This window comes from Aquimarina aquimarini (genome assembly GCF_900299535.1).
Classification (GTDB): domain Bacteria; phylum Bacteroidota; class Bacteroidia; order Flavobacteriales; family Flavobacteriaceae; genus Aquimarina; species Aquimarina aquimarini.
The window spans coordinates 39,993-59,988 of sequence record NZ_OMKE01000036.1 but is presented as its reverse complement, the minus strand read 5'-3'; the positions used below and the strand labels follow the sequence as shown (position 1 = coordinate 59,988).

Genomic DNA, 19,996 nt, shown 5'->3' with positions numbered 1-19,996 from the left:
ATATTTAAAATGAAAGCGGTGCAATATAAAACCTTTCTATACAATAAAAAGGTTCGTTGGTTAGGCGTATGGTAGCATTTATTTTGATATCTACACGTTTTTTTACTCTGTTTAAGTTAGCATTACTTATGAATTCATCCTGTTTTATTACTACTTTCAAAGTAGCGTTTTTTAATCTTTTTTCTTTGGTTGTAATACTTTCAAGAAGAGAGTCTGAGATAATATCTCTAAGCCTATTGGTGGTTGTAAGATTATCAAAATCAACATTCCAAATAGAGCACCCAAAAGTTTCATCAAAAGCACATTCTCCAAAATGAGTAGTAGTGATAAGATGAATGAAGTTGGCAATTGATTTTCCTATATCACATTGATCTGCCTCTTCATTGGCAATGATTTTTTTGGCTTGTAAAGGTAAGCTGTAATATGATTTTATCATATAAAATAAATATGGCTAAGAGATTTGAATGAAATATAATGCAATTTAATAAAGTTTTGTTTACTACAAACGAATTATAAGAGAAACCCCAATGATTTTTTAAATAGATATGTTATTTTTATGAGATAGGTAAAATATATATAAAGAAAGGAAAGAAGTTTTTATATTTGTAGAAATGATTATATAGATATGAGAGTGTTTTTTAGGTTGTCAGTGATTTTGATAGTTTCTATGTTGGTTAGTTGTAAAGGAAAAGACGCTATTGCTTATTTAAAAAGTAAGGATCAGCAAGAGCAGGAGGTATTACCTATTCAGAAAAAATATGGTAGAATTATTGATGTCGAACCAGAGAAAATCAAAAATATACCATTGTATAAATTTATTGATAGTTGGATGGGGACTCCTTATAAAATGGGAGGAGAAAATAAAAGGGGAATAGATTGTTCTTTTTTTACACAGTTTTTATATCATGATGTATATGGTAATCTTATAGAAAGAACCGCAGAAAAGCAATACATGGCACCTAGTACTGATAAGTTTATTGGTCAGGAATTTTTAAGACAAGGTGATCTATTGTTTTTTAATCATAAAGGGTCTGAGTATCACCCTATAACTCATGTAGGTGTTTATTTAGGAAATGATTATTTTGTGCATTCTACATCAAATTTGAGTGCATCTGGAGATAATGGGGTTCAGATTAGTAATTTTACAGATAAGCGCTGGCAAAGAATGTTTGTAGCAGCAGGAAGAAAACCAAAAAATACCAATCATAAATTAAACTAAATAGTCCCAGTTTCAAAGGAGTTTATTAGAGTACATGCAAGAAAAACACACACAAGAAATATACGACGAGCTGATAACGGCTTATAGAAGCCTAAAAGCGGAGGTTTTTGTAGCAGAGATTTTTGAGAACTCTAATTTGGATTTTAGTGATATCGATATTTTTAATAAGAGTACATTTTCTAGGTCGTACCGTAGAGATGTTGTCAATTTTAAATTAGATACGTATTCAACGGTAAAAGATAAACTACGATTTGATTTAGCTCGTAATGGAATATACGATATGCTTCCTGAAGCCTTTTTTCATGAGCAAGTAAAAAAAGGTAAGTACTCCTATAAAGGGTTACGAAAAAAACATAAGGAAGAAGAAAAAGATGCAAGAGCCTTTTTTGCCCCTATTGAGAATGAATTTTTTGTTCAGAAAGTTCGTGTAGAAGAGAATGAAAGAGAGTTAATAGATGAGTTTATAAACTTAAAAAATGATTTTTTACTTGATTTTTGGGGATTAGATAAAGAGATGCCAATTAATTATAGTTTGAAATTGTTAAAACTACTGCCTTTTGCTCATAAAATATCAGGAAATCCTGAACTTACAGCGCTGAGTTTAGAAAAAATAATTGGGGAGAAAGTAAAGATTGTCAAAAAGCATGAATCATATACTCATAAAGATGCTACAGAAAGTACGAATACTTTGGGAGTTGATTTTGTTTTAGAATTAAATGATTCTAGGGTATTGTATCCATATTTTGAAATAGAAATTGGTCCTGTTGGAAGAAAAAATATGCGTAAATTCCTACAAAATGGTGTAGCTAAAAAAATTATTAGTACCTTTTGTGACTATTTTATCCCACTAGAAATAGAAATCAAACTAAACATTACGTATTCAAAACAAGAAAGTGTATTTGTGTTGGATGAATCTAACAACCCAAGATTGGGCTTAACAACAATGATATAAAATGAAAATATTTTTACTTACAGTTATTAATACAGATATGTTTAAGATAGGTATAGTTTTGCTTGTTATTACTGTAATTCTTATGGGGTTTGTAACAGGTTTGAAAAAACTATTCGCTAAGAACAAGAAGAAGTTTTTTCTGTATATACTGGTGGTATTACTGTTATTTGCTGCTACAGCCTTATTAAGTAACGAGAGGGTCTTGAGTAATATCCCGCTTAATAACTTTATAAGTTTTCAGGTGGTATTTTTGATATTAGGAGTTTTACATGTTTTAGCATTGCGTAAGTTTTTTCCTGATTTATCAGAGACACCAACATCTTTTTGGTCAGAATTTCTATATACAATAGTTACAGTATGTATGGGGTTGATATCTTTTGTATACGTAATAGGGTTGTATAAAGCTGAGTATACCTATATTTTTATTGCAGCAGTAATTGCTTTTGTGATTCCTTTTACTGTAGTAAAGTTGTATGAGTTCTCATTATCCATACCAGTGCCGATATATAAAAAGTGGTTTTATCCTCTAGATAAAAAAGTAAAAGACCCAAAAGATGATGAATTGGTAAATCCATTGGTTATTTCATTTGAATTTAATAAAGGAAGAAATATTGAAGAGATTAGTAATTTTAGATTAAAAGCTCCAGAACGAATGGAGTTTGGTAAACTATTTTATTTCTTTATAAATGATTATAATGAAAGACATCCTGGGGGAGAGATAAGTTATATAGATAATGGGAATAGCCCATCTGGATGGATTTTTTATACCAGACCTAACTGGTTAGGTTTTCAGAAATTTATTAATTACAATAAGACGGTAGAAGGAAATAATATCAAAGAAAACGATGTGATCATTTGCAAGAGAGTATAATGTAAATATTAAAATTTTAGTATAAACAAGCTTTAGCCTAAGGTTAAAGCTTTTTTTATTTTAAAAAATAAGAATAATAAATATTGTGTTTTAGTATTACGAGAGTTTTTCATGATTTACCAGAAACTCCGTGATGTCTTTTTGGTCAGGATTTTTATATACGATAGTTTATAGTGTGTATGGGGTTAATGTCTTTTGTGTAAACCATGCTTCTTAATCAATACATGTGGGTGTGTGTTGTAGTAGTAATTGCTTTTATTTGATATAAGTTTATTAATTATGAATATGACGGTAGAAGGAGGTAATGTTAAATGGTATGGTGTAATTATTTGTAAAAAAGTATAATTAAAATGTTAAAATTTTACTAAAAAAAAGTTTTGGATTTAGGTTAAAGCTTTTTTTTTTAGATAAAGTTAACAATAACTAGTGTTGGTGTTTTTTATTTGTACTATTTTTCTTTCATTTTTTGCTAGGTGATTGTAAATGTATTGTGTTGGTTATAAAATTTATATACATTTATACTGTGCAAGTCACGTTTATTATTATTTATATTTATTATTAATTTTTAAAAAATTTATTATGTCTTTTAAAGCGATATTTAAAGTGTCAGGAGAAGAGTTTAATGTGTTAAGTTGTAGTTATGGTTTACTGCAAGAAGTTGATCCAACTGGGCGTCCATCTTCTGTAACTAGAGGAGGTAAAATAACATTAACTGTAGAGTCTACGGCTAATACAAGTTTAGCTGAGTGGATGTGTAATAATTTTGAGATGAAAGATGGTTCTGTCGTTTTTTACAAAAGAGATACAGATGCAAAAGCTAAAGAGTTAAATTTCAAGAATGGTTATGCTGTAAAATATGTGGAAAGTTTTGATGCGGATGGTAAAAATCCTATGACAGAAACTCTTACTATTTCAGCTAGAGAAATTGGTATAGGTAATGGAGAACATAGAAATGAATGGGTATAAGCCATTTTATTTCTGAATAGAATAATTTATCAAAAGGAGTGTTTTTACACTCCTTTTGTATTTGGTGTGCTTATTTTTTGTTTTATAAAAATTAAGTAATTCTTAAGGGTTAATTATACAAGTCTAAATCGTCAAGGTTTTTTTATTTGGGTTACTTATTAAAATATATCTTCAATTTGTAGGAATGTTTAGTTAAGAGTTAGTTGGTAAATGACATGTGAAATTTTCTTTTTATTTCTTAATTAAGTCAAGGTTAGTTTTAGGTAACCATCTCTCAAAAGAAAAAAACGTACAATATATTCTCGGATTGCTTTTTAATAGAGATACTTGTGTGTCTACAATTATAAATGTAGAATAGTTTGTATGTAGAAGGCTACTGGCTAAAGAAATCAGAAGTAAAAATCTACTTGATTATACTGCTAAGTGTATGATGTTAATTCTAATGAATTAAAATTACCTGATAAAGCCTACCGTATTATAGTGAAATACATAAAACAAATTCAGAAATTGGTTTTATAAAATAAACAAATGCACAGAGTATAATATAAAATATAGAGTATTTGATGTTATTGAGTAAAAAATAATTCAAATAGCTCTTTAATATGAAAAGCAATTTTATAAGGATAAAAACACGTTGATAAAATAAAAATACGGTTGTGTTTTATATGAGTGTATTTTTTTTAAACAGAGCTACGTTTCTATTTGCCTAGAGTATATAAAAATGTTAATTTTATATGGGCAGAGTGTTTATCCTCATTTTATTCTCTTAAAAACAAAACAATATGGCTTTACAATCCAACATACAAATCTATATAGGAGGTACTTTAATTCCTACATATAAAAGGTTAATATTAGAGCAAGACCTTGATTCTCATCATCTTTTTACCTTAGTCTGTCGCATGGATATACTAGAAAGATTAGACCAAGAAGTAGCCTCAGAAAGTAAAAATCTGTTAGGTGAGATTATTACACTACAGGTAAGTGCTAGAGAAAATTTCTCAGGATATCGAGATCTTGAATTCAAAGGAGTGGTTGTAAAAGTAAATAATACCAAAGGTTTTGATAACGGGGATGAAGATGTTATAGAAATAAAAGCTCAAAGTGCGAGTGTTATTTCAGATGATGGACCCCATTTTGCCTCACATAATGATACTAATTTGGCAGAGATATTAAGTAAAACATTTCAAGGCTATGATCAATCCAAATTAGAAACAAGATTTAGTCCAAGAACTACTGCAAATATACACTATAGTGTACAGCATCATGATAGCTCGTATCAATATACCAGAAGATTGGCGGCGCAATATGGAGAGTGGTTTTATTATGATGGGAGAGCCTTGGTTTTTGGAGAACCAGTGAACAATGAAGAGGTAACACTAATTTATGGGCATGACCTTAAAAAATTCACTTTAGAACTTAATCCAATACCTAATAATTTCAAGTACTTTACCAATGATTACCTGGTAGATGAATTACATGAAAAAGCGACTACAGAAGTAAGCACAGGAGTAAACGGTTATAATAGTTTCACTAGTAATAAAAGTGATGAGATGTATGTGAAAGAAACAAATGTATATCTCAACTCATATAATGACAGAGAACTTAAGCAACGATTTGATAAGCAGGTAGAGCAACAAAAGAAAACTCGTGAACTTAAACAAGTTTTGGTAAAAGGTATAAGTGATAACCCAGGAGTTTATCTAGGTCAGATTATAAGAATAGAAGAGGCGTCAACAGGGCAAGGTAGTTATCGTATCACCAAAGTAACGCATACAGCTTCAGAAAACGGAAACTATATCAATAATTTTGAGGGAGTGACTGCAGAGATTGATATATCACCAAGTACCAATCCAATGCTTTTCCCTAGAAGTGAATCTCAAACAGCAATTGTTACAGAAAATGCAGACCCTGATGGATTAAGTCGTATCAAAGTACAATTTCCTTGGCAAAAACCAGACGGAGAAATGACTCCATGGTTGCGAATGATGACACCGCATTCTGGTGGAGAAAAAGGGTTTCATTTTATCCCAGAAGTAGGAGAAGAAGTACTAGTTGGTTTTGAAGGGGGCAATGCAGAACGTCCTTATATAATGGGGGCATTGTATACAGGAACTCAAAACCCTCAAAGTTGGGGTACTCAAGCCAATGATGTCAAAGCAATACGTACCCGAAGTGGCCATACTATAGAACTTAATGATAGTAAAGGAACAGAGTTTATCTCAATAACAGATAAAAACAGAAATATTATTCACATTGATACAGCAAATAATGATATTACAATTTCTGCTGGTGAAAATATGACATTTAATGCCAAGAATATGCAAATTAATGTCGAAGAAAATCTAGATGTTTCTATAGGTAAAAATAAATCAGAAACGATTACAGGAGATTCTTTTATTAGTGCTACAAATGAAGATAAGCAGATAGGAGAAACAATGAAAGTAATCAGTAGTGAGTATAAACAAGAAGCTCAGGAAATTTCTACTGATGCCAGTGGAGAGATTAAAACCAATGCTGGAGGGAAAATTACTATTGCAAGTGCAGAGACTGTAGAGTATGGTGAATAATCTACAGAGATTACGTGCTGTTTTTCTGGTTTTAGTAATTACACTTACTACTATAAGTGTAGTGTCATGTCAAGATAATAATCCCAAAAAGGAAAAAATAACGAACGCAATAGGAATGAAAAAATACGAATGGAGGCCATCAGCCTGTGCACCAAAGTTTTCTCCTGTTCAAATACATAAAGGTAGTTTTATATATGAGAATGAGGAAAGCATTTACATTCCTTCTGGTCATACTCTAGATCAAGGATGGGGAAAATTGGGAGCAACTCATATAGTGGGGGATGATAGTAAGCCTATTCCTGTAAAATTAGAAATAACTTGGTTGTCATACTTAGAAAAGAAGTTTTATAAAGGAAGCTTTGATTTGCCAAGCAAAAAGATAGAAACATTATTTGCAGAAGGATACATGGATCGATTAGGGCAGAAAAAGACCTATAGCAGGATAAATGTAGGGTTGGCTCCAGGAGGAATTGTTGTTGTATGGCTTATGGGAAATGGGTGGTCAACAGAGGTAGACCGTTTTGTAGCATCAGAGACAGAAGTTACTATACAAGAATTTGCACCCTCAGCAATGATGACTATAGAGGAGTTTATAGATGACACTCTAGAAGAAGATTTTGATGAAGAAACAAAATCTAAAATGAATCCAGAGCAAATTCCCTACGGGATATGGGATACGTACAGAAAAAAGTATAACTGGAAACCTGTAGTAATGTATCAGGAACCAGATGATCTTAAAGAAATATTAATAGATTTTGTGAATGGAGAGAGTTTAAATACGATAGGAGATAACCCTGTGTTGGGGCAAAATAAAGAATGGCCTATAGCAGATTATTTTAGATTAAAGTGGAAAGATAAAAATAACAACGATTACGGAGCCAAAATCTTTTTTGACTATCGTGAAACTCAAGAAGCTTTTGAGAAAGTATATCAAAATCCAAAAGCAAAGGAAGTTGAGTTAATACTAAAAATAGATAAATATAACAGTGATATAGAGCTTAGTGTAAAGAGTGATTCAGAAGTGATAATGCTGGAGAAAGCTAGAGTAAAAATATACGAAACTTCTAATTAATAGCAGTATGGGAAGTATTGGATTAACAGCAGCTTCTACTGGAGCAGCATCAGAACAAACAAAAAACGTGTTAAGTGGCATTAATGTTCAAACGTCACCAGTTCATGTTGGTAATGCTGAGTATGAAGAATTGATACCAGAAGAGAGTGTCAATGTATCGGCAGCAGTCTTTTTTGATGGGACAGCTAATAATAGAGAAAATACAATCATACGGTTAGAGTATGAAAAAAAGAAAAGAGGAGAACCGTATAATAAAGAATTAGTTTCCAAATATCGTGATTGGTGGTGGGGTACTCCTTGGAGCCCTAATAAAACAGGAAGTTACGATAATGATCATTCTAATATATCTAGGATAGAACCAGCATATCAACCCGTAAATGAAGAGAAAATAAAGAAGCTTTCTGTTTATATAGAAGGGATAGGGACAGAAAATGAAGGGTCAGACTCTAAGATAGGAATGGGTATGGGAACTGGCTCTACTGGAGTAAAAGCAAAAGTAAAAAAAGGATGCGAAGAAGTAGCCAATGCGATAGCAGATTTAGGAGTTGATGATATCAATATTTTATACATAGATACCTATGGGTTTAGCCGTGGTGCTGCTGCTGCAAGAAACTTTATTCATGAGATTACACAGCGTAAAGGAGCAGTAAAAGAGGTAATAACAACAGGATCTGGAGAATATGCTCCAGTTACGACTACAATTATTAAGTATGAAGATGATTATGGCCCGCTAGGTGAATTTTTGAAAGAAAAAGGAGTCAAAGTAAAAACTCTGGTAATACACTTTGCAGGGTTGTTTGATACAGTAGCCTCGTTAGGAATTAATCACGATAATGATACCTCAGAATTAAAATTAAATGCTGTGAAAAAATCATTAAAAACATTGCAATTAGCAGCAGATGATGAACATCGAAGTAATTTTAGACTCACTAATATAAATAGTACAGGAAATCGAGGAGTAGAAAAGTTTTTGCCAGGAGTACATTCAGATATTGGAGGAGGATATGTGCATAATGCAGATGAAGAAGTACGACTTGATTATGGTGTAAATCTTAATACGTTGAGAACAGAAAGAGATTTCTTGATAGAACAAGGATGGTTTAAGCCTAAAGAAATTGAAGTTAGTGATTTTTGGGGAACAATTACAGGTGATAGAAAAGGACTGAGTAATAGGTATAGTTATATACCATTACAAATAATGGGCAAATTTTCTGTAGATAGTAATGTGAATTTTTTAATGGGTAAAATCACCAGATCATATCCAATTCCATCAGAGCTTAGTGAAGCAAAGCAAAAATTAGACGACTATGTGTTTAATGGTGGAGAAAAACTATCATTTGATGACCCAGCAAACAGAACATTAATAAAATTATTGCGCAATCGATACTTTCATTTTTCTGCCCACTATAGTGGTATTGGTATGGGGCCAAATAGAGTAAACGGACAAAGACAAAGAGTAACACAACCAGGATAATATAAAAAGAATACATGCAACGAACCCTGTCTCATACTACGCAGTCTCTTAAGCTTAATGAAGAAAGAGTAACTCGAGGCTATACAGCAGATATATGTACAGAAATTACTCAAAATAAAGTAAAGAGCTATAATAGAACAGGAATAGAGTTTGATCTTACGTATTCTGGTGTTGATGAAGGAGGATTATTCATCTATAAAATAGAAATAAGAAAACGCTTCTTGTTGAATAAAAAGCAAAAAATGATCAAGAGGCTTACCAAGGCACAACAAATAGCACTTAGAGTAGCAACCATAAATGATGTTCTAGAAGTAAGAGTTAATAAAAACTTTAAGTTAATTAAGGTAGTTAATACAGAACAAATTAGAGAAAAGTGGCAGGCTATAAAAAATGACTTTCTAGAAGAATTTCCAGATATGGAAACGATGGTAGATAATTTTGATTGGCAATTAGAAGAAGAGAACATTCAGCAACTATTTGTTGAAGATAATTTTTATTCCTTCTTTTTTTCTGACTTGTTTTATCATGGATTTAAAGGTAAAGAGCCTATTCATGACAAAAAAACAATAGCAAATGCTTTGAGTACAATTGATATTCCAATTATAGCACAAAAAAAGATAAGAAATAAAAATATAGCGTTTACAGATGTTACCATAGTAACAGGAGCAGAAATAGATACAGAACACCCTAAGTTCTCATTGGCTCAGTTGAATGCTTTTTTGGGGCAATTGTCGGTTATAAAAGGAGATCGACATGAATTACATTTTGATTACAAAGGAGTGTATAAAACCAAACCAGATCATGGATTGGTGACTCAAGGAAAACTAAAATATGCCTTTGAGGTAGAAAATCTTTATAAAAAAGAAACTACAATAACTTTTAATCTGAAAAAAGAAAATGAGTAGTAAAATATATGTATTAGACGGCGCATTATTGCAATGCAATCAAGGATTTGTTCCTGCCAAGCTTTTGGTTACAGAAAATCAAAAAGTAAAAATACAAGGCCAGTTCAAAGCAACTGATATGGATGTACAAGTACCTGCTACTTTTGGGCAATGTAAATTAAAGCCAACTAATAGCGGATACTTACCTTGTATTCCTGGGTTACAACGATGGACAAAAACAACAAAAACATCAACACTAGGGGGAGGAAAAAAATTTCTATATGCAGATTCAGAGTGTATGTGTGGCACGGGTGGTAAAGTAACCATTATGCAACCAATGCAAATCAATACTGCAGGAAGTATACAAGAGCAATTCAAAGAGATTGCAATGACCATTCCTGGTGCAATGTTGGGTAATGATAAAGCACCAAAGATTGTAGAAACCTATTGGATGGATGAAGAAGGAAAGGAGCGAATCGATGAAATAACATTTGATCAGAAAGCTGCTATGTTTGTGAGAACAGAAAATATGAATGTAGGGGAAAGAGTAGAGGTAACCGTTGAAGAAGAAGAAGGCAATGCATTTTGTAATGGAGAAAGCACAAAAGTGTTTTCTGGCACTGTGCGAGCAGATGGTACTGTAGCTCTTAGATTGGTAACTATAGATACTAATCAGGAGGTTTCAGATAATAATTCTGGAGCAACAGCCCAAGCCAGTAGCTCACAAAATGATACTGCTGTAGCTGGAGAAACAAATGAGAAAGAAGTTCTAGAGACGGGGGTTATCAATAAAGGTCAGCGTATTAATGAGAACGGAAAAATCATAGTTGTCAATAGTCAATTGCAAAGAGCATATGATTGGATATATGCAGATACTCCTAGTAATAGTGAGATGAAAAGAAATGGGATGACGGATTTTGATGTAAAAAACGTCAATCTCACAAAGTCATACCCTACGGCATACCTTAAGGCTGAATTCAAATCTGTTTTATGGGGTTTTTCTGATATAGAAGATGGGTTTGGTAAAAATGGAAGAGATCTAGCGAATCATTTTTTTACTGGACAAGGCCAACCATTTATTTTTGGACCTGATTCCAACCCTGTACAAGAAGTAAAAGATTCAGATCAATTTAAAAGTAAATTTTTACCCGCTTTAGAACAAGAATTAGTCGATCGATATAAAAGTAATAAGTATGTTACCAGAGATGTTAATCGACCCTATAATTTCAAGACCAGATTGCCGTATTATAGTGCATTGCAGGGAATGAATCCCAATGTAAATGAGGTAGCAACTTTTGTAGGAGGAATTCAAGGATGTCTGGCTAATTATGAGATTTATAAACAAGACGGAGAAATACAGGCTACGATTACGAACCTTTCTTTCTTTGACACTTTTGGAGCAGGCTGGGAAGATGGAGGGGCTGATGGTACTATGAAACAATGGATTCCTGGTTTGGTAGCTATGTTTTGTCTTCAACATTTTAAAAATGTAGGAGATAAAACCAAATTTCAACCCTTTGCAATAATGCTAAATATAGAATTATGATAAAGCAGGTAGTGTTCCTTTTTTTTATAAGTATTGGCTTTTTTGCTTGCAATAGTCAAAAGCAACCGATGGATATACGGTATACATCAATAAATGACTATGATGCAAATTATATTTTCAACCTAGAAAATAATACAAAAGCACTCAAAAAAATAGACCAATATGCACAAGACATGATTAAAGGTCAAATGCATATTGTAGATTCTCTTAAAAACTCTGATTATATAAAAAATACATCCAAGACATATGATGAGCATAAGCTTGGAACTTCACTTTCTCTAACAGCTACAGATGTGTATTTGTATACTCCTCCAGGAGAATTTTCTTTTGATCAAGTACAAGATGAAAACTTAGTAATAAAGTATGAGTTGGATGAAGAAAAATTTACAATAAGAGATATTATTGTAGGCAATAGTTACCAAGATTCTTCTATAAAAGTAGAGTCTTCTGTAAAAGAAAATAATTGTAAATTGATAGTAAGTACAGCTACGCTGAATTTACAGGGGTTATACCAAATTTTTGAAAAAATAAGAACATCAACTTATCACAAGCAAAAAGAACAATTCACATACTTTGTTTATGATGCAAATGATACTAATGTATTAGATATAATATATAAAAATAACGGATCATCACTTTTACTACACTATAAATAGGGCACATATGAGTACTACAGAACTTAGAATAAAGATGAAGAGTATAAGGGCTTCTGGTAGGAGTTTTTCTATCAATGTCCCTTTGGTTGCAAAAAATGAACAGGAGCCTGAAATTATATCGGCTTATTTTGCAGAAAAGAAAATAGAAAATGTAAAAGAGGCTGCAGGAACCTATACTTATACTTTTGCAGGAACAAATAATACGAGTACAGAAGGTAAAAAAAGTAGTATAGCTACAGTCATTTTAAAAAAAGTGAATGCGAGTGTTAAGAAAGATAAAAAATACACCTCTCAAGCACTTGTTAAAGAAAAACTTAAAGAAGACTCTTATAAAAAAGGAGATACTGTTACCATAGATTTAAAACAAGATGTAGAAAAAGTATCATACCCAAAAATTACATCTGCTCCCATGGGATATCAAGTATATCTTATTACAGAAACACGTAATTTAAAAGATAAAAAAGCTAGAGTAAAAATTTATGAAAAAGAAGAAGGTCTTAAGCTCTTAAAAACAAAAGATGATACTTTACCAGTATTAGTATTTGCCAGAAAAGAAGATACAACTACCAATACAGAAGCTAGTGATTGGATAGAGATTGATGTAAAAGAAGAGAATGGCAAAAAAGAAGGAGGAGCCCTTGTGTTGCATAAAGAAGACAAAGGGGATAAGATTGAGGTAGGAATCAAAAAAATACAATTACGCCCCAAAGAAGATAAGATCAAAGCAGAAGGCGAAGATGCTCACATAAGTTTTGAAGGCTGGCAAGAAGCATTGTATATACGTGAAGATGAAACTGAAGAAGGGAAAAAAGCCAAACAAGAAGCCGAAGAAAAAGCTACAGCCAGAACAGCAGAAACCTTTGTTAACCTGACCTATGATGCTAGTGCATCTAAAGTAAGTTATCCTAAAAAAATAAGCGGACCAAGAACAATTAGTATTGAGAAAGAGGCTGTGTATACAATAGATACTTATGGTGCATCTGCAAATGAAGAAGATAAAAATAATATTCGGTGGTCTTTTTATGTACAAGGAGACCCAGAAAAAACTACCGCAGATAAAGAAAAAACGTATATCAACGCTAAAAGCAAATCTGGATTATACACCTATGCCAAAACAGAGCTTGTAGCAAATAAAAATAAACTAACCCTAGTGTTTGATGAAGCATTGGTTGGTAAAAAAGTGCAGATTGAAGCGTTTAGAGGCTCACCAGACCTTAATAATAAAAAAGATTATGTAAGAACAACAACAGTTGAGGAGGATAATAAAGGCTCAATCGTTAAAAAACTTGATTCGACATCTCTTTTTCTCGCTACAGAATGTGATAGTGTAAAAAATGCAGGAGAAAAAAATAAGAAAGATTTTTTCAAAACTTCTGGTTTTTTTAGGCTTAAAGCTAAACCACTATGGACTGATCCTATAAAAGATGCTGAAATAACATTGTACAACTTTTCAGGGACATATAAACCTAAAGGAAGTACCTTTGGGAAAGTTCGTTTAAAATGGAATAAAGCCAAAACAAAATTAGTTCCAAAGGCACATACAGGTTTGGATGTATTTGCAGAAAAAGGGACGGATTTATTTGCATGTTTGGATGGTAAAGTAGAAAGAATTTACGGGAAGAGTAATGATAAAAGCTATGGAAATGTTATTGTAATAGAAGTTGATGATGCAAGTTATTTAGAAAAATCAAAAAATAAGTATATAATAAAATACCCTAATGAAATCGAAAAAGGACCAAGCTTTGATTTAAAAGGAAAAATTTATTTAAGATATGCTCATGTTCAAAAAGCAACAATAAAAGTTGGAGATAGAGTTAAATCAGGTGATAAAATAGGAGTTTCAGGAGTAACAGGTAATGCAAGTGGAACAAAAGCTCCTCATCTTCACTTTGAGATAGCAAACCTGCCAAGGCCTGGAAGAGGTCTGGTTAATAGATGCAATCCTGCATTTTATGTGAACTTAAAAGGAGAGAGTAAAGCAAATAAAAGTCATCAAAAGAAAGTGGCTAATACAAAACATAAAATTTAATTGGTATGAGGGTTTTATTATATTTTCTTGTTTTTATACTATGCTTTAGTTGTAAAAAAAATGTTTCAAAAGCTGAGATAACCAAAAAGGTTAGTATTGTAGAAAAAAATGATTTGTCTCAACCTGTAAAAAAGGACGATGCAATCAAGGAGTATCCAATTGAATATGTTAAAATAAAACCAGATTCAATTAAAAATGATTTTCGTATTGATTCTATACGGGTGGATCAATCAATTTGGATAGATTCTGTTCAATTTATTGTGGGAACAATTGATGATAATAAGAACGGGATTCATCTTTTAGTACTAAACAAAGAAAATAAATTATTATACAGGTCTAAGGGGCAACAAGATAGTTGGTATTATAGGCTTAATTTTTTCACTTCAAAAGAAACTGACAAAATAATAACGGTTAATGAAACTGGTGCTGAAGAAAGTTGGGGTGTTGATATTTATGAATATAGTGGTGGAATATACAAAGAACTTGGAAGTTTAGACGTGATGGCATTAAATGAGTATGGGGAAAGTTTAAGTATAATTCAATATATAAAAATAAAAGAGATAAAAAATAATAGTATTGAGGTTTCTTTTAAAGATGATGTAAAAGTATATGAAGATGAAGCTGAAAAAACTACTCTTGGAAAAGATCTGAAATACAGGTACGAAGATAAAAAACTAATAAAAATTGATGTTCAAAATTAAAGCTTTTTATCATCCGATTTTGTAAACTATAAAAATGGGCAAAAGTTTTGGTAAAGCTGTCTTTTTGTGATGTATTAAAATAATACAACATGAGTATTATTAAAGTAATATTGTTGTTAGTATGTATTTCATGTAATAATGCTCATAAAAAAGATATAAGTAATAGTTGGATAGGAGATAAAATATATTTCCTAAAAATCAAGACAAGTAATAATGGGGTGAATTTATCTCAAATCGATATCGCTACACTGTATGGTATTAAATTTATAGGGATGGAGCTTCTCCAGAATACGATTAATAAAAATCCTTACAAAGGATATGTTGTTGATTTTGCTGGGGCTTGTTGTCTGTATTGATAATAGAGAAAAAAGAGGTGTTGTTGTATAACTATTATGACCCTACTATTAATCTAAAACTTTCAATAAAAAACACAAGTTGGTAGGTAATAAGTTAGTGTTGGACTTTGATGATCTAAATATTTCAAAACTTGGATTAACTAATGTAGAAAAGTATTATAGAAAATCAAAAGAAATGACTAAAATACCTGTTTGAGAAAGAATTAATAGAAAACTTTAACCTTTAGATTAAATAGATGGAGTTTTACTACAAAAAAAAGAGACTGGATATACCAGTCTCTTTTATATAATTAGTGTTGAACCATTATTAATTATTGTTGCTCGTATTCAGAATTCCATTCTGATCCATCATCTCCTTTTTGTCCATCCATTTTAATCATAAAATTTTTGGCAGGAAAATAAGGCTTCATATGGATATCCAAGTGTACTTTATCTTTCTGCACTGGATCTTGCTCAAAACGTCTTATGGTAAAATCTTCGATCAGTTTATCTGGTCCTGTAATACCATCTAAAAATTTCACAATTTGTCCCATAAGTTCTTTACGGGTTCTAGCATTAAAGTTTTCAAAAGCTCTTCTGTTTAAGAAATCCATCAATACTTTGGTTATATAATCAAATACACGTACAACAGAGTATGTTTGTAAACCAAGGTTATCTCCGTTAAACAAAGTTTTGGCAGAGAATGCCATTACTTTACCGTATTCATTTACCATAGGTACCAGGCCTAGTTTTTCTAGTTGAGCAATTTCACCTTTTTTAAGGTCAAAACGTACCCCATCTACCTCATTCATTCCACCAAACTTCTTACCAGCTGTAACCTGAGACATCAATGTTTTATAGATTTTTCCTGCTAATGCACTTGATGGGGGAACAAACAAATCATCTTCTTCTCCTACTTCATCATGTTTGCCTCTACCCACAAGCCAGTTGCATGCCATAATTACATTAGAACGATACTTATCACCGCCTGTAAGATTAGCAGATTCAAAAAGCTCCATTACATCATCTGGCTCATCAAGGTGCTCAAAATCGGTCACCATCATTACCTTATTTTCATAAGCTATTTTTGCCCATTTTTCAACTACTTTGTTAGATCCTAAATAACCAGGAACGACTAGAAGCCCGTAGTTGTCTCTAAGGTCAAGACGATCATATCCTTGTACTAGTTCTTCTTGTACTGCATCGATAAACCTTGTGTTGTCAAGATCTTTAAGCTGTTCTAGTTCTGCATTAAGAATATTAATGTTTTTTATCTTTTGAGACTCTGTGTTTTTGAAAAACAAAGCTACAGATCTATACGATTGTTCTAGTTCTCTGGTTTGTTCTAGAGCGGTACCTAAATTTTTCTTAAGAGATGCTGCTGCTACCTCTGATTTTTTCTCTGATTCATCTACCATTGCTGATAAATCATCTGAAGAAGAGAGGATATCATTCCATATTTCGAGAGTCTTTTCTAGTTTTTGGCGCTCTAATTTTTTTGAAGATTCTGTAAGAAATATTTTCTTTCTTGCTTTACGATCAGGATTCATGTTCTGCACATCATCTATACATGCTTCTATCAAATCAAACCCACCATATTTGGCTAGTTTTTCTTCATTTATCTTAAGCTCCTGAGCAGGATTCTCTATTTTGATGCTGTTATCAGCTTTCTTTCCTAATAATGCCATGTATACTTTTTTTATCCTTGTTGTTGTAATTCTGCAATTAAAGATTGAATAGATTTCAAAAGTGCTTCTTTTGCATCGGGATCAGCTAATGCACTTTTTAAAATTTTATTTGATTTAAGTTGTTTGATAATTTTAAGATACTGATCCTTTTCTGTATCTAAGTCATTTAGGTATTTACTTTGCTCGATAATTCCTTTTTTACCAAAATTACCTAAATGGCTAAATTTTAAAGTTTCTTTTGATTCTACTCCATCAGAGCTTTCAAAATCAACTTCTACTTCTGGCTTATAGTTTTCAAAAACATCATCAATAGATTTCAAACCAGTAACCACTTTAGGTTTTAAAGGTTGATCACTTGTTAGTTTTTGAATAAGCAGTGTTTTGTTCTGACCAATTTCAATTATTGCTTCACTTGCGTCAGTTTGTACTTCTGTTCCTCCTAATCCGTATGTATTATCCATGGGATACGTTTTATGGTTGCTAAATTATAAATATACTAAAATTTATTACAGATTATAGAATTAACTATAATTCCATACTAATTTTTCCTCTTTTACGTCTAATTTCACGACACTTCCCTTGCTTACTTTGCCAGTAATTATCTTTTTTGACAACGATGATCGCAGTTCAGTTCGTATAATACCTCTCAAAGGTCTTGCTCCATATTTTGGTGTAAACCCTTTGTGGGCAAGATACTCTTTGGCTTCTTCTGTTAATTCTAAAGTAATCTCTTGCTTGTCTAAAGCTTTATAAAGATCTTTCATTTGTATTTCAAAAATCTTTACAACATTATCTTTTGTTATAGGGGAGAAAGGTATAATTTCTGTAAGTCGCCCTAAAAATTCTGGTCTGAAATGTCTAGACATTATCTCTAATAGATCAGTAGATTTAGGGATTTCTCCCGCTGTAAATGATTTGACTACATGCTCACTCCCAATATTTGAAGTAAATAAAACTACGGCATTAGAAAAATCTCCTGTTTTTCCTAAACGGTCGTTTAATTTTCCTTCATCAAGAATTTGAAGAAAGATATCAAATACAGAAGGGTGTGCTTTTTCTATTTCATCAAACAATACGATAGAGTATGGTTTTTGTCTAATTTTATTTACTAATAGCCCACCTTCTTCATATCCTACATATCCTGGAGGAGCACCATATAGTAATGCTGCAGAATGTTCTTCTTTGAATTCAGACATATCAAACCTAATTATAGCTTCTTCTGTCTGAAATAAGAATTCTGCAAGAGATTTTGCTAATTCTGTTTTACCCGTTCCTGTGGGGCCTGTAAAAAAGAAAGAACCTATAGGAAGACCAGGTTTACTTAATCCTGATCGGGATTCTAGAATAGCTTCTGTTATAGTTTGTATTGCATGATCCTGACCAATCACTCGTTTTTTCAAACGATCTTCCATAGTCAATAAACGTTCTTTTTCATCTGCTTGGAGTTTACCTACTGGGATACCTGTCTTATTTGCAATAGTTGCAGAAACATCATTTTTATCAATGTTTTCTTTCTTTTTGTTGGCTTTGGTCAAAAATATTTCAAGGACATTTTCTATTTTTTCAATTCCTTTTTCTATTTTTTCAATGCCTACAAACTTATCTTCATCACCAAGATCAGCAAATAATAAATAACTGAACGTATTTTTTAGATTATCCCATTGCCATTTGAGATCTACGATTTTATCAGCTTCGTCTTTTTCATTATTTGTAATAGCTTCAATCTCTTGTTTTACATTTTCGATTTTAGCAATGGTGGTTTCTAGCATATATCTAGTAGCAGACATTGTTCTGTCGATAAGGTCGATGGCAGAGTCTGGTAAGCTACGTTCTTTATTAAATCTCTTAGAAAGACGAATAGCTTCTTCTATAGTCTCATTATCAATACCTAGATTATGATGTTTTTTATATTTATCGATAGTGTCAGAAATCATAGTAAGTGCATCTCCTTCAGAAGGTTCTTCTAATGATATGATTTCAAATCTTCTAGATAGCCCTTCATCACTTTCTATATGTTTTCTAAAGGCATCATTGGTTACAGTACCAACAAAGGTAATTTCTCCTTTGGCCAATTCTGATTTTAGAATATTGACTAAGCCTTGGTTGCCACTATCTTTATCTGTAAGATTGTTTATTTCATCTATTAATAATATGGGTTTCTCAAATCCTTTTAAAGCATTAATAATTTTTTTGAATCTATCTTCTACCTCACTTTTATAACTAGCTCCCGAAACTAGATGTACAAAATCTAATTCAAAGATTTGAGCATTTTTTAGTGCATCAGGGACCGTGCCATTTACAATAGTTTCAGAAAAACCATCTAATAATACTGATTTACCAACACCTGGGTCTCCAGTAATAAGGACATTAGGTTTAGAGTGTCTACCCAATATTTCCATTACCATTTTTATTTCTGCATCTCTCCCTGAAATATCATTCAGAGTTTTATTTTTTGCTTCAAAAGTTTTGTCAGTACAATATTCGGCTAAGATTTTAGTATCTACCTTTTTATGGGTAGTAATTCCATTTTTATTTACAACTCCATTTGCAGTATTTGGTGCAGGCATATTTACTGTAGCTGCTATTAAAACTTCATCTGCTTTAAGAGGAAGTGTTTTTAATTGCTCATATGAGAACCCAACACCTGGCGTACAAATAGAAATTAATAAAGAAAGGGGGGTGATTTCATCTTCCCCTAATTTTAACTTGATACTATCAGCTTCATTAAAAATAGCTTCAATCGATTTATCGCCTTCAATTACATCAGGTATATTTACAGCTCTTGGTAATGCCTCTATCCTTACGTCAGACCACTCTTCAAAATAATAAATATCGCCGTCAATTTTATCAAAAAAATCTCTTAGACCAGCGTCTTTATGTATAAGGGCTTTTAATAAATGTGCGGCATTATATTGGTTGTTATAATATTCTTTGGCAATTGATTGCGCTATATGAATAGTATTTTTAACTTCTTGAGAAAGCTGATGATCTAATGTATGCATGAATTTATTTTAAATAAATCAAATGGTTATAAAT

At 31.9% G+C, this 19,996-nt stretch carries 17 protein-coding genes; 13 read left to right on the top strand and 4 right to left on the bottom strand.

What is annotated here, in order from left to right; genetic code table 11:
* Positions 1 to 4: 4 nt before the first annotated feature.
* Positions 5 to 436, bottom strand: a complete 432-nt coding sequence (locus DG508_RS15220) for a GPW/gp25 family protein (RefSeq protein WP_108868974.1) — start codon at positions 434 to 436, stop codon at positions 5 to 7.
* Positions 437 to 625: 189 nt separating this feature from the next.
* Between DG508_RS15220 and DG508_RS15215 the strand changes: the two genes are divergently transcribed.
* From DG508_RS15215 to DG508_RS15155, 13 genes are all read left to right on the top strand, one after another.
* On the top strand, positions 626 to 1,219 hold the full coding sequence (locus tag DG508_RS15215; RefSeq protein ID WP_108868973.1) for a C40 family peptidase: 594 nt from the start codon (positions 626 to 628) through the stop codon (positions 1,217 to 1,219).
* 34 nt (positions 1,220 to 1,253) lie between these two features.
* On the top strand, positions 1,254 to 2,171 hold the full coding sequence (locus DG508_RS15210) for a type VI secretion system baseplate subunit TssG (protein ID WP_108868972.1): 918 nt from the start codon (positions 1,254 to 1,256) through the stop codon (positions 2,169 to 2,171).
* Between the two features lies 1 nt (position 2,172).
* Positions 2,173 to 3,042 (top strand): TssN family type VI secretion system protein, encoded by an 870-nt coding sequence (locus DG508_RS15205; RefSeq protein ID WP_199912795.1) that lies wholly within the window; start codon positions 2,173 to 2,175, stop codon positions 3,040 to 3,042.
* A gap of 579 nt (positions 3,043 to 3,621) precedes the next feature.
* On the top strand, positions 3,622 to 4,008 hold the full coding sequence (gene tssD / locus DG508_RS15200) for a type VI secretion system tube protein TssD (RefSeq protein WP_108868971.1): 387 nt from the start codon (positions 3,622 to 3,624) through the stop codon (positions 4,006 to 4,008).
* 782 nt (positions 4,009 to 4,790) lie between these two features.
* Positions 4,791 to 6,575: a type VI secretion system Vgr family protein gene (locus DG508_RS15195; protein WP_108868970.1), complete on the top strand. Its 1,785-nt coding sequence runs from the start codon at positions 4,791 to 4,793 to the stop codon at positions 6,573 to 6,575.
* A complete protein-coding gene (locus DG508_RS15190; protein ID WP_108868969.1) occupies positions 6,565 to 7,647 on the top strand; it encodes a DUF2931 family protein in 1,083 nt (360 codons plus the stop codon). Before DG508_RS15195 ends, DG508_RS15190 begins: the two co-directional genes overlap by 11 nt.
* A 7-nt stretch (positions 7,648 to 7,654) precedes the next feature.
* Positions 7,655 to 9,121, top strand: a complete 1,467-nt coding sequence (locus tag DG508_RS15185; protein ID WP_108868968.1) for a T6SS phospholipase effector Tle1-like catalytic domain-containing protein — start codon at positions 7,655 to 7,657, stop codon at positions 9,119 to 9,121.
* Between the two features lie 14 nt (positions 9,122 to 9,135).
* Positions 9,136 to 10,026 (top strand): hypothetical protein, encoded by an 891-nt coding sequence (locus tag DG508_RS15180; protein WP_108868967.1) that lies wholly within the window; start codon positions 9,136 to 9,138, stop codon positions 10,024 to 10,026.
* On the top strand, positions 10,019 to 11,551 hold the full coding sequence (locus DG508_RS15175) for a DUF4280 domain-containing protein (RefSeq protein ID WP_108868966.1): 1,533 nt from the start codon (positions 10,019 to 10,021) through the stop codon (positions 11,549 to 11,551). The genes DG508_RS15180 and DG508_RS15175 overlap by 8 nt, the downstream gene beginning before the upstream one ends.
* 68 nt (positions 11,552 to 11,619) lie before the next feature.
* Positions 11,620 to 12,207 carry a hypothetical protein gene (locus DG508_RS15170; RefSeq protein ID WP_234418243.1) on the top strand — a complete coding sequence of 196 codons (588 nt, stop codon included), beginning with the start codon at positions 11,620 to 11,622 and terminating at the stop codon, positions 12,205 to 12,207.
* A 7-nt stretch (positions 12,208 to 12,214) separates the two neighbouring features.
* Positions 12,215 to 14,236, top strand: coding sequence for a M23 family metallopeptidase (locus DG508_RS15165; RefSeq protein WP_199912794.1), 2,022 nt, complete (start codon positions 12,215 to 12,217; stop codon positions 14,234 to 14,236).
* A 5-nt stretch (positions 14,237 to 14,241) separates the two neighbouring features.
* Positions 14,242 to 14,937 (top strand): hypothetical protein, encoded by a 696-nt coding sequence (locus tag DG508_RS15160; protein ID WP_108868964.1) that lies wholly within the window; start codon positions 14,242 to 14,244, stop codon positions 14,935 to 14,937.
* Positions 14,938 to 15,026: 89 nt separating this feature from the next.
* Positions 15,027 to 15,293 carry a hypothetical protein gene (locus DG508_RS15155; protein WP_108868963.1) on the top strand — a complete coding sequence of 89 codons (267 nt, stop codon included), beginning with the start codon at positions 15,027 to 15,029 and terminating at the stop codon, positions 15,291 to 15,293.
* A 311-nt stretch (positions 15,294 to 15,604) separates the two neighbouring features.
* Here the strand turns inward: DG508_RS15155 and DG508_RS15150 are convergent, their stop codons facing one another.
* Genes DG508_RS15150 through DG508_RS15140 form a run of 3 tightly spaced genes read right to left on the bottom strand, consistent with a single transcriptional unit; the run spans position 15,605 to position 19,962 of the window.
* Complete coding sequence (locus tag DG508_RS15150) at positions 15,605 to 16,960, bottom strand: DUF5458 family protein (protein ID WP_108868962.1); 1,356 nt, start codon at positions 16,958 to 16,960, stop codon at positions 15,605 to 15,607.
* Between the two features lie 11 nt (positions 16,961 to 16,971).
* Complete coding sequence (locus tag DG508_RS15145) at positions 16,972 to 17,421, bottom strand: hypothetical protein (protein WP_108868961.1); 450 nt, start codon at positions 17,419 to 17,421, stop codon at positions 16,972 to 16,974.
* Positions 17,422 to 17,481: 60 nt separating this feature from the next.
* Positions 17,482 to 19,962, bottom strand: a complete 2,481-nt coding sequence (locus DG508_RS15140) for an ATP-dependent Clp protease ATP-binding subunit (protein WP_108868960.1) — start codon at positions 19,960 to 19,962, stop codon at positions 17,482 to 17,484.
* Between the last annotated feature and the right edge of the window lie 34 nt (positions 19,963 to 19,996).